At 72.5% G+C, this 11,375-nt stretch carries 10 protein-coding genes; 4 read left to right on the forward strand and 6 right to left on the reverse strand.

Annotated features, from left to right (window positions below; translation table 11 throughout):
* Window positions 1–81: 81 nt before the first annotated feature.
* Together LUM46_RS20665 and LUM46_RS20670 are read right to left on the reverse strand one after the other, a co-directional pair.
* Window positions 82–888 carry an ABC transporter permease gene (locus LUM46_RS20665; RefSeq protein ID WP_274996568.1) on the reverse strand — a complete coding sequence of 269 codons (807 nt, stop codon included), beginning with the start codon at window positions 886–888 and terminating at the stop codon, window positions 82–84.
* Window positions 885–1,910 (reverse strand): ATP-binding cassette domain-containing protein, encoded by a 1,026-nt coding sequence (locus LUM46_RS20670; RefSeq protein ID WP_274996569.1) that lies wholly within the window; start codon window positions 1,908–1,910, stop codon window positions 885–887. The genes LUM46_RS20665 and LUM46_RS20670 overlap by 4 nt, the downstream gene beginning before the upstream one ends.
* 144 nt (window positions 1,911–2,054) lie before the next feature.
* Between LUM46_RS20670 and LUM46_RS20675 the strand changes: the two genes are divergently transcribed.
* Both LUM46_RS20675 and LUM46_RS20680 read left to right on the forward strand, forming a co-directional pair.
* Window positions 2,055–4,112: an MDR family MFS transporter gene (locus tag LUM46_RS20675; RefSeq protein ID WP_274996570.1), complete on the forward strand. Its 2,058-nt coding sequence runs from the start codon at window positions 2,055–2,057 to the stop codon at window positions 4,110–4,112.
* Window positions 4,113–4,144: 32 nt separating this feature from the next.
* A complete protein-coding gene (locus LUM46_RS20680) occupies window positions 4,145–5,047 on the forward strand; it encodes a PhzF family phenazine biosynthesis protein (RefSeq protein ID WP_274996571.1) in 903 nt (300 codons plus the stop codon).
* Between the two features lie 50 nt (window positions 5,048–5,097).
* Here LUM46_RS20680 and LUM46_RS20685 read toward each other — a convergent pair whose 3' ends face one another.
* From LUM46_RS20685 to LUM46_RS20695, 3 genes are all read right to left on the reverse strand, one after another.
* Entirely contained in the window at window positions 5,098–5,553 is a 456-nt protein-coding gene (locus tag LUM46_RS20685; protein ID WP_274996573.1) for a hypothetical protein, read from the reverse strand.
* A gap of 111 nt (window positions 5,554–5,664) precedes the next feature.
* The gene (locus LUM46_RS20690) at window positions 5,665–6,705 is read right to left on the reverse strand and encodes a TerC family protein (RefSeq protein ID WP_274996793.1); all 1,041 of its coding nucleotides are present in this window, start codon (window positions 6,703–6,705) and stop codon (window positions 5,665–5,667) included.
* A gap of 239 nt (window positions 6,706–6,944) precedes the next feature.
* Window positions 6,945–7,394 carry an SRPBCC family protein gene (locus tag LUM46_RS20695; RefSeq protein WP_274996575.1) on the reverse strand — a complete coding sequence of 150 codons (450 nt, stop codon included), beginning with the start codon at window positions 7,392–7,394 and terminating at the stop codon, window positions 6,945–6,947.
* A 124-nt stretch (window positions 7,395–7,518) separates the two neighbouring features.
* Here LUM46_RS20695 and LUM46_RS20700 point away from each other — a divergent pair, with 124 nt between their 5' ends.
* Window positions 7,519–8,556, forward strand: coding sequence for a DNA topoisomerase IB (locus LUM46_RS20700; RefSeq protein ID WP_274996578.1), 1,038 nt, complete (start codon window positions 7,519–7,521; stop codon window positions 8,554–8,556).
* 43 nt (window positions 8,557–8,599) lie between these two features.
* Complete coding sequence (locus tag LUM46_RS20705; RefSeq protein WP_274996580.1) at window positions 8,600–10,330, forward strand: acyltransferase; 1,731 nt, start codon at window positions 8,600–8,602, stop codon at window positions 10,328–10,330.
* 19 nt (window positions 10,331–10,349) lie between these two features.
* On the opposite strand, the gene LUM46_RS20710 is transcribed toward LUM46_RS20705, so the two are convergent.
* The gene (locus tag LUM46_RS20710) at window positions 10,350–11,369 is read right to left on the reverse strand and encodes a LacI family DNA-binding transcriptional regulator (protein WP_274996581.1); all 1,020 of its coding nucleotides are present in this window, start codon (window positions 11,367–11,369) and stop codon (window positions 10,350–10,352) included.
* Window positions 11,370–11,375: the final 6 nt, after the last annotated feature.

The raw sequence follows: 11,375 nt of genomic DNA on the forward strand, positions 1-11,375 counted from the left end.
TGCCGCCCGGTCATGAACTCGGGCTGTCCTCCTCCTCACGGCACGGCAAATCTCACCCGACGGCCAGCTGACGAACCGGCCTCAGGTCCTGGTGCGGTAGATCCGCATCGCGATCGGCCCGAGCACCGCCGTCAGGACCACGGACGCGATCAGGACCCAGACGATCTCCGCGGCGTCTGGCCTGCCCGCCATCAGGCCGCGCACGGCGGTGACCAGGTGGCTCACCGGGTTGACGCCCACGAACGCGCGCAGGCCGGACGGCATGGTCGCCGGGTCCACGAAGACGTTCGAGGCGAACGTGAGCGGCATGAGCACCATCATCGAGATGCCCATCACGGCGTTGGGCGAGCGGACCAGCAGCCCGAGGATGATGAACGTCCAGCTCAGCGCGAACGCGAACACCAGCAGGAGCAGCACCCCGAGCAGCACGCCCAGGACCCCGCCGTCGGGCCGGAAACCGAGGATCAGCCCCAGCGTGATCGTGATGACCGAGGCGATCGTGTAGCGCACGGTGTCGCCCAGCAGCGCGCCCACCACGGGCGAGGGGCGCCAGATGGGCAGCGAGCGGAACCGGTCGAACACACCCTTGGAGATGTCGGTGTTCAGCGTGTACCCGGTGTAGATCGTCACGAACAGGATGGTCTGCACGAGGATGCCGGGCAGCAGGAACTGGATGTACGCCTGCGTGGAGCCGGCCAGCGCCCCGCCGAACAGGTACGTGAACATCAGCGTGAAGATGATGGGGGAGACCAGCACGTCGAACAGCTGCTCGGGCACGTGCTTGATCTTCAGCAGCGCGCGCCAGCCGAACGTCAGCGTGGTCGACACGGGCGACGGCCGCGCGGGCCGCTCGCTGAGGGCGACGGCGTCGCGCAGGGTGGTGGTCATCGCGACACCTCGGTCGACTCGCGCGCCTCGCTGGACGTGGCCTCGCCCGGCTCCGCGTCGTCCGGCAAGGGCTGGCCGGTCAGCGCCAGGAACACCTCGTCGAGGCTCGGCTGGCCCAGGCTGAACTCCGGCACGCTGATCCCCGCCTCGGCCAGGGCGGGCAGCAGCCGGGGCACCGCGTCGGCCCCCTCGTCGGGCACGCGCGCCGCGATGGCGTGCGGGTCCGAGTCGAAGGTCACCTCGGCGCCGAGCACCCGCTCGGTGATCTCGGCGGCCCGGGCGCGGTCGCCCACCTCGGCGACGCGCAGGTGCACGGCCCCCTCGCCGACCGACCGCTTGAGCTCGCTCGCGGTCCCCTCGGCGATCGTGCGCCCGTGGTCGATCACGGCGATGCGGTCCGCGAGCTGGTCCGCCTCGTCGAGGTACTGGGTGGTGAGCAGCACGGTGGCGCCGTCGTCCACGAGCACCCGGACGATGTCCCACACCTGGTTGCGGCTGCGCGGGTCCAGGCCGGTGGTCGGCTCGTCCAGGAACAGCACGCGCGGGGACAGCACCAGGGAGGCGGCGAGGTCGATGCGCCGGCGCATGCCGCCGGAGAAGGTCTTGACCTGCCGGGACCCGGCGTCGGCCAGGTCGAAAGCCTCCAGCAGGCCCTGCACCCGCCGCTTCGCCGCGGCAGGCGTGAACCCGTACAGCCGGGCGAGCATGAGCAGGTTCTCGGTGCCGGTCAGGTCCTCGTCCACGGAGGCGTACTGCCCGGTCAGGCCGACGGCGGAGCGCACGGCGTCGGCGTCGCGCACGACGTCGTGGCCCAGCACGCTCGCGGTGCCGGCGTCGGGCCGCAGCAGGGTGGCGAGCATGCGGACCACCGTGGTCTTGCCCGCACCGTTGGGGCCGAGCAGACCGAAGACGCTGCCCTCGGTGATCGAGAGGTCGATGCCGTCCACCGCCTTGGTGACGGACTTGCGGCTGGTGAAGTGCTTGACGAGGCCTCGCGCCTCGACGGCGAGCGAGTCGGACATGTGGTCTCCCTCCAGGCTCCCACTGTCGCACCACGGGAACACGGGCTCAATCCGTTTCGGTACCGGTCGAACCGAGATCACCCCGGGACGGCCGCCGGCTCCCCGCGCCGACCCGGACCGCCCGTGCAAGTGTGTGTGCCGGGAGTGCGCGGACCTCGCCGTCCGCCGGACGCTGGGAGGCGCCGCATGACCGCACAGAGCGCAGAGGCCGCACCGCAAGCCTTGCCGCAGCGCAAGGTCTGGGCGATCTTCGGCGGGCTCATGCTCGCGATGCTGCTCGCCGCCCTCGACCAGACCATCGTCGCCACCGCGCTGCCCACCATCGTCTCCGACCTGGGCGGCGCGGAGCACCTGTCCTGGGTCGTGACCGCGTACCTGCTCGCCAGCACCGCCACCACGGTGCTCTGGGGCAAGCTGGGCGACCTCTTCGGCCGCAAGACGCTCTTCATCACCTGCATCGTGATCTTCCTCGCCGGGTCGGTCCTCGCCGGCACGTCCCAGACGATGGGCCAGCTCGTCGCGTGGCGCGCCGTGCAGGGCGTTGGCGGCGGCGGGCTGATGGTGCTGTCCCAGGCGATCATCGGCGACGTCGTGCCACCCCGGGAGCGTGGCCGGTACCAGGGCCTGTTCGGCGCGGTCTTCGGCGTCTCGTCGGTCGCCGGACCGCTGCTCGGCGGCTTCTTCGTCGACCACCTCGACTGGCGCTGGGTCTTCTACATCAACATCCCGCTCGGGGCCGTCGCGCTCCTCGTCGTCGCCGTCGTCCTGCCGCGCATCACCACGGACGCCAGGCCCCGCATCGACTACGCCGGGATCACCCTGCTCGCGACCGTCTCGACGGCGATCGTGCTCGTCACCAGCCTGGGCGGTACCACATGGGGGTGGCGATCCGGACCTGTCTACGCCCTGGTCGCACTGGCGATCGCGGGTCTGCTCGCCTTTGTCCTGGCCGAGCGGCACGCCCCCGAGCCCGTGCTGCCGCTGCGCCTCTTCCGCAACAAGGTGTTCTCCGTCGCGGCGGTCATCGGCTTCGCCGTCGGCTTCGCGATGTTCGGCGCCATCACCTACCTGCCGCTCTACCTGCAGACCGTCAAGGGCTCGACCCCCACCGAGTCCGGCCTCGAGATGACGCCGATGATGCTCGGCCTGCTCATCACGTCCATCGCGTCGGGACAGCTCATCTCCCGCACCGGGCGCTACAAGATCTACCCGGTCCTCGGCACGGCGATCACCGCCGTCGGGCTCTACCTCCTCTCCCTCATGGACCAGGACACGACGACCCTCCAGGCAGGCCTGAGCATGTTCGTGCTCGGGGCCGGGCTCGGCATGGTCACCCAGGTGCTCGTCATCGCCGTCCAGAACGCCGTCAGCTACCGCGACCTCGGCACCGCGACGTCGGGCGCCACCTACTTCCGCACCATCGGCGCGTCCATCGGCGTCGCCGTCTTCGGCACGATCTTCGCGGGCCGCCTCACCGACGAGCTGGTGACCGGTGTCCCGGACACCGCCCAGGGCCCCTGCGATCCCGAGGCGCTCGCGGCCTCCACGCAGGCGCTCGCCCAGTGCTCGCCCGAGGTGCAGACCTGGTTCCTCGACGCCTATGCCGGCGCGCTGCACGTCGTCTTCCTGGGGGCGGTGCCGGTGGCAGCGTTGGCCTTCCTCCTGACCTGGCTGCTGCCCGAGGTCGAGCTGCGCACCGCCACCCGCGCGGGCGACGGCGCCACCGTGGGGCACGCGGCGGGCGAGTCCTTCGCCCTGCCGTCATCCCGCACCTCGCTCGAGGAGCTTCGGATGATCGTGTGGCGGCACGTCGGTAAGAGGGACCCCTTGCGGGTCTACGAGGTCGTCGCGCAGGACGTCGGCCTGTCCCCGCAGGAGGCGTGGATGGTCACGCGCGTCTCCCTCAAGCGCACCCGGTCCGTACGGCTCATGGCCGAGCGCACCGCCGGCTCCGAGCGAGCGGTGCGGGACGTGGCGGACTCCCTCGCCACCCGCGGGCTCGTGGAGGTCGACGGCGACACGGTCCGCGCGCTGCCCGGTGCGGACGACGCCGCGGAATCGATCCGGGCGGCGGAGCGGGAACGGCTGCGGCGCTACGTCGCCGAGTGGCCCGACGGCGACGAGCCCGAGATCGCGCAGCTCGTGGACCAGCTCACGCGCGACCTGCTGGCCGACAGGAGCGACCACGCGCCGAGGCCGTGACGGTCGGTGACGGTCCGTGATGGTATGGCCCGGTGCCTTCTCCGACGCCTCGCGCTTACCACCATGTCGACGTCTTCGCGTCGCGCCCCTACACGGGCAACAGCCTGGCGGTCCTGCCGGACGCGCTGGACCTCACCGATGCCCAGCTGCTGACCATCACGCAGGAGCTGCGGCACTTCGAGACGATCTTCCTGGGGCCGGTGTCGGCGGACGGGACGGTCGCCGCCCGCGTCTTCGACCTGTTCGAGGAGCTGCCCTTCGCGGGGCACCCGCTGCTGGGGGCGGCCGCGGTCCTGCACGCGAGCGCCGGTGACCCGCAGCCGCGGCAGTGGGTCTTCGAGCTCCGGGACCGGCAGGTGCGGGCCACCACCCGGCGCAGCGGCGTCGGCTATCACGCCACCATCGACCAGGGCCGGCCCGAGTTCCTGGGCACCGTTGCGGGGGACGCCGTCGCGCCGCTCTACGAGGCGCTCGACCTGCCTGGCCCGACGGCGGGCGCTGCGGGCTCCGGCAGCAGCGGCCTGCCCCTGGAGGTGGTCTCGACGGGCCTGCGCTACCTGATCGTCCCGGTCCGCGGCGGGCTGGACCGGGCCCGGATCGTGCGGCCCGACTTCGCGGCCCTGCTGGCCGAGCAGGGAGCCCAGTACGCCTACCTGATCGACCCGGACACCCTGGAGGGCAGGCACTGGAACAACGACGGGATCATGGAGGACGTGGCCACGGGGAGCGCGGCGGGGTGCGTCGGTGCCTACCTCGCCCGGCACGGCGTGGTCCCCACCGGTGTGGAGCTCGTGCTCCACCAGGGGCGGTTCACCGGCCGGCCCAGCGAGCTCCACGTCCTGCCCGAGGGCACGCCCGCCGATCTCCACAACGTACGGGTCGGCGGCGAGGTCGCACTGGTCGCGCGCGGCTTCCTGGACGCGCTACCGGGCTGACCGGAACTGCGGCCGACGCACCGTGACCGGGGACTGCCTGACGGCCGTCCTCAGCGTCCGGGGGAGTGCTGCGCCGCGCGCGAGCGGCCGCGGGAGCCGGTGACGCTCGATACGCCGTTGGGCGATCCCGCGTCCCAGGCGCGTGCGATGCCGAGGCGGCGCAGGTGCTCGCCGGTCACGGTGGCGCCGTCGGGACCTATCCAGTGCTCGGTGCCGAACCGCTCGTCGGTGGCCGCGTCCCAGCGGCGCATGAAGGGAGTGCCGTTGTTGGCGATGACCACCGAGCCGTACGTGGTCGGCAGGGGCCGGTCGGGGAGATGGATGAGGGTGTAGACCTCGGCGAGGTCCGCCGGCCCGACGGAGGACACGCTGTACCAGTTGCCGTCCACGTCGCGTTGCACCGCGTACCCGCTCGCGTCCAGCGCGACGCTCAGGTAGGGCAGGTCGGCGTCGAGCAGCTCCTGGCTGGACTGGTAGACGGTGCCCACCTGGGCTGCCTGGCTCATCGGGAGGTCTCCTTGGCGTCGACGCGGTGCTGGTCCCACCCATCAAAGCGGATTTGTCGTGATTGGGGGGCTCGAACGGGCCGCCCGGGTGAATCCGGGCGGCCCGTCAGCTCACCGCGCTTCCGTCTCGGTCCCGCTCGGCGCCGCGTCGGCGTCGGCGCGGCGTGCGTCGACGCCCTGGGGGTGGTGGTCCGGCTCGGCGACGTGCGCCGACGTCTCCGGGTCTCTGGAGTCCCGGGTGGCGTACAGGCTGGTCGCGGTGACGATGGCGAGGACGCCGATGATGACGCCGAGCGACGCGAGCGTCGGGATCTCCGGGACGCCCGCCCAGATGCCGTGGGCCCAGTGCAGCACGAGCTTGACGCCGATGAACGCCAGGATCGTCGCGAGCCCGTACCCGAGGTGCACCAGCTTGCTGAGGGCGCCCTGGAGCACGAAGTACAGGGCGCGCAGGCCGAGCAGGGCGAAGGCGTTGGTCGCGAACACGAGGTACGGGTCGCTCGTGATGCCGTAGACGGCGGGGACCGAGTCGACCGCGAAGACGATGTCGGTGGCGAAGACGGCGACCACCACCACCGCGAGCGGGGTGAGCATGCGCCGCCCGTTCTCGCGGACCGAGAGCCGGGGCCCGCGGTAGTCCTCGGTGACGGGCATGAAGCGGCGGATCAGCCGGACCGACCGCATCTGCGAGACGTCGGTGTCGTGCGCGCCGCCCTTGACCTGGTCGACCAGGATCTTGACCGCCGTCGCGAGCAGGATCGCGCCGAAGAGCAGGAACGCCCAGCTGAGGTTGGCCAGGACGGCCGCCCCGAGCGCGATGAAGATCCCGCGGAGCACGAGCGCCCCGACGATGCCGAGCAGGAGCACGCGCTGCTGCAGCGCCGCCGGCACCGCGAAGGCGGTGAGCAGGAGCATGAAGACGAACAGGTTGTCGACGGACAGCGACTTCTCGACGAGGTACCCGGTGAGGTACTGCACGCCGGTGTCCGAGCCGAAGGTGGCCCAAATCCACCCACCGAAGGCGAGGGGGAGGGCGATGTAGAAGGCGCTCCAGCCCAGGGCCTCACGCATGGACACCTCGTGCGGGCGCCTGGTGATGAGGAAGTCCACCGCCAGCAGGGCCAGGACGGCGAGGATGGTCACGGCCCACATGGTGGGGGTGGCGATCGAGGTCAGGGCAGGGGAGGAAGAACCGGTGATGGTGAGCAAGGAGTCTCCACGGTCGATGGCTCCGAGGTCTCCTTCACCTTGCACCGCAAGGCCGCCGCCCGAGGTCGCTGGTGCGCCGTACTGACCGGACGATGTTGGGGAAGTACTCCCCTCGCACTGCGCATCCTACGACACGTTTCTGGGTGAGTTCCTGGGTGAAGTGTGCGACCCGTCCAGGAGGGCTACCGGTGCGTCGCGCGGGTGCCGTCGTCGCGGTGCGCGAGCGTGGCGAGCGCGTCCTTCCAGTACCCCTCGGCGGCGATCGCGTGCCGTTCGGTGTCGATGTTCTCCTCGACGACGGTGACCCGCGTGCCACCGTCGTCGGGCTCGAGCGCGATGCGGATCTCGTGGTAGTTCTCGGGGACGTCCTCCAGGCCGTTCAGCGGCGCGAAGTGCGTGAAGTGCAGGAGCCGCGGCCGGTCGACGGCGATGACGGTGCCCTTGTCCGCGAACACCCGGCCGAAGAAGTGGCCCTCGAACGTGATGGGGCTGCCCGGCTGGAAGTCCGTCTCGATGTTGGCGCCCAGCATCCATCGTGCGCCCGGGTGCACGAGCACGGCCCAGACGCGCTCGGGGGGCTCGGCGATGTGGGTCGTCGCGGTGACGCTGTGTCGCGGGGTCTCGGTGCTCATCGTTGCCTTCCGTCGTGCTCTCGGACACGACCGTACCCCGCCGCAGGTCAGGTGGCGGCGCGCCGGATGCCAGCGGGCGCCCGTCGGGCCATAGTGGCTGGAGGAGCGGCGGGAGGAGGTGGCGATGGGCACGGTCGGGGACGGCCTGACCCACAGCTGCGACGCCGACAACGGCATCCACCGTCGCCGGCGCGGGAAGGGGTTCAGCTACGTGGACCACCGGGGCGCACGGGTCACCGACCCGGAGACGCTCGAGCGGATCCGCTCGCTCGCCGTCCCGCCCGCGTGGACCGACGTGTGGATCTGCCTCGACGCGACGGGGCACATCCAGGCCACGGGGCGCGACGCCAAGAACCGCAAGCAGTACCTGTACCACCGCCGGTGGCGCGAGCACCGCGACGCCGCCAAGTTCCACGAGCTGGTGCAGTTCGGCGAAGGGCTCACGACGCTGCGCAAGCGGGTCGACGCCGACATGCGCGCGCCGCGGCTGGGCCCGGACCGTGTGGTCGCGACCGTCGTCCGGCTGCTCGACGAGACGCTGATCCGCGTCGGCAACGACGAGTACGTGCGTTCCGGCGAGTCGTTCGGGCTGACGACGCTGCGGAACCGGCACGCCACCATCGAGGGGGCTGAGGTGCGGTTCCGCTTCCGCGGCAAGTCGGGCACGCCGCACGACGTGGTCGTCCACGACCGGCGGGTGGCGAACATCGTCCGCCGCTGTCGGGAGCTGCCCGGTCAGCAGCTGCTGCAGTACGTGGAGGGCGACGAGGTGAAGAGCATCGGGTCGCGCGACGTCAACGACTACCTCGGCAGGGTGACCGCTGCCGACTACACGGCCAAGACCTTCCGGACCTGGGGAGCCAGCGCGGTCGCCTTCGGCCACCTGCGCCGCCTCGACCCCGCGAACCGGCGTGAGCACGACGCGCAGCGCGCCGAGGCCGTCCGGATCACGGCCGCCCACCTGCACAACACCCCGGCGGTGTGCCGCAAGAGCTACATCCACCCCGCGATCCTCGCCGAGGACCGCGCCGACCTCGACCGCCTGATCGAGCGGTCCCACGCCAACGCCTCCCGCGGGTCCCGCTGGATGGACGCCGACGAGCGCGCCCTCCTGAAGTTCCTGACGGCCGCCGAGGAGTCGCGCGAGGCACCGGCCGCGTGACGGGCAGGCAGGGCGGACGGGCGGGAAAGATAGGGTTGCCGGCGTGCATCACTCCATGGCCGAGGGCGTCCGACGAATCGACTTTCTTCCCTGGGAGTACGACCCCACATCCCCGGAGGGCGCGGCCCAGGAGGCCCGCCAGAGCGAGCTGGTCGCCGCCGGGGCGCTGATCGGCGCAGGGGTATTCATCGCGCCCAACGCGGCGGTCTTCTGCGACCGGCTCGCGGTGGGCGACCGCACCTACATCGCGGCGCTCGCCTACGTGACGGGCGACCTGACGATCGGCGCCGACTGCTCGATCAACCCCTACGCCGTGGTCCGCGGCGAGATCCGGATGGGCGACGGCGTCCGCATCGGCGCGCACACGTCGATCCTCGGGTTCAACCACAGCATGTCCACCGACCGGCCGATCTTCGAGCAGGGCACGTGGAGCAAGGGCATCACGCTCGGCGACGACGTCTGGATCGGCTCGAACGCCACGATCCTCGACGGCGTCACGGTCGGGGACCACGTGATCGTCGGCGCGGGCGCCGTCGTCACGAAGGACGTGCCCGACTGGGCGGTCGTCGCGGGCAACCCGGCGCGGGTCATCCGCGACCGTCGCACGGAGAAGGGCGCCGTCCCGGCCCGGGAGCACGCCGCCGACGCCACCGCTGACCTCGCCGCGGAGCTCCGGTCGTTCGCCGGCAGGGCCCGGGAGCAGGCCGGCGACCTGCTGGCCCGCTGCTTCGAGGACGGCCGGTTCGTCGACCGGCCTGCCGCGGAGGCCGGGCTGCTGGAGCCCGCCGTCCGTCCGTGGGCCGACGCCGTCGAGATCGCGGACGTGCTGCTCGACGGGCCACCGCCCGGGTTCGACGCCGCGGACCTGGTCCGACGCCTCACCGCGCGGCAGGACCCGGCGACCGGGCTGATCCCGGAGGGCGACCTCTCCGACAGCGGCCTCTCCGATCGCATCCCGGCACAGCCGCTCGACCCCATGGACGGCAGCGCGAGCTACCACATCCTCAGCGTCGGCTATGCGGTCCGGCTGCTCGGCGGGCGCCTGCCGTACCCCGTCCGGGCCGTCCACGCGCTGACCGAGCGTGACCTCGTCAGGTCCCTCGAAGCACGCGACTGGGGCGCGCAGGCCTGGGGGAGCGGCGCCGCCGTCGACGCGCTCGCCACGGCGTGCGCCCTCAACATCGCGGACTTCTCGGCGGAGCTCGCCGACGGCGGAACCGGCCCGGTCCACGGGCTCATGGGCTGGCTGTCGGCCGCGGCGGATCCCCGGACGGGCATGTGGGGCGCGCCGCAGCCCGCACCCCGCTGGCTGCAGGCGGTGAACGGGTTCTACCGGCTCACCCGCGGCTCGTACGCGCAGCTCGGGCTGCCGCTGCCCTACCCGGAGGCGGCGGTCGACACCGTGCTGGAGCACGCGGCCGACCCCTACCTGGCCACGCCCGAGGGGTACACCGCCTGCAACGTCCTCGACGTCATCCATCCCCTCTGGCTCGCCGCCCGGCAGACCGGGCACCGCCGCGCCGAGGGCGAGGCGTGGGCGCGCGGCCAGCTGCGGCGGGCGCTGCGGAGCTGGACCGACGGCGCGGGGTTCGCCTTCGCCCCCGCGACCGACGGCCCCGACGCCGTGGCCGGGCTCCAGGGCACCGAGATGTGGCTGAGCATCGTCTGGCTCCTGTCCGACTACCTGGGCCTCGCCGACGCGCTCGGCTACCGGCCGCGTGGTGTGCACAGCCCGGACCCGCTGGTCCGGCTGGCGCCCGTCGGGGAGCGCTGAGCCGGGCCGCACCCGCCGTTCAGGTACCCGCGACGGCGGCCGTGGACCCGCGCACGACGAGCGTGGTGGCGAGCTCCTCCCGCGGCGCGACGGACGGCTGGTCGGCGCTGATCCGCAGCAGCATCCGGAGCGCCGCCGAGCCCATCTCGGCGATGGGCTGGTGCACGGTGGTCAGCGCGGGACCCACCCACTGCGCCTCGGGGGAGTCGTCGAAGCCCACGACGCTGACGTCCTCGGGGATGCGGAGGCCCAGGGTGGCCGCCGCGTCGTACACGCCGAGCGCCATGGTGTCGGAGCAGGCGAAGATCGCCGTCGGCGTCGGGGTGTCCCGCAACAGCCGCGTGGCCTGCTCGGCGGAGCTCGCACGCTGCCAGTCGGTGTGCGCCACCCGTCCTTCGGGAAGCTCGACGCCGGCCTGCGCCACGGCCGAGCGGAACCCGTCGATGCGCGCCTGGCTGTAGAGGTGCGTGCGCCGTCCGGCCAGCACGGCGAAGCGCCGGTGGCCGAGCGAGAGCAGGTGTTCCGCGGCGGCGCGCCCTCCCGCCCAGTTGGTGGCCCCGACGCTCGCGACGGTGCTCGGCGGCTGCGACACGGGGTCGAGCAGCACGATGGGCACCCGCGCGGCGGCCAGCGTCGCGAGCTGTTCGCTCGTGGTGTCGACGAGGGCCAGCACCGCGCCGCGCAGCCGGCGGGCCAGCAGCCTGGTCAGCCACGCGTCGTCCGGCGGACGGGCCACCGAGACGACGACGTCGACGCCCGCCTCCTCGGCGGCGTGCTCGACGCCGCTGAGCGCACGGTTCGCCCAGGTGCCCTCGACACCGCTGAGCACCAGGTCGACGAACGGAGAGTGCGCCCCGCGCGTGGCCGTGTCCCGGCCGGACCGCCCGCGATAGCCGAGCTCCGCGACGATGCCCATGACTCGCGAGCGGGTCTCTGCCGAGACGTCGGAGCGGCCGCTCAGCACCTTCGACACCGTGGGCACCGTGGTCCCGGCCGCCTTCGCCACGTCCGCGAGCGTCGTCCTGCGGGTCTGCTGCATGCCGTG

It is taken from the genome of Promicromonospora iranensis (assembly GCF_028994805.1).
Lineage (GTDB): Bacteria > Actinomycetota > Actinomycetes > Actinomycetales > Cellulomonadaceae > Promicromonospora > Promicromonospora iranensis.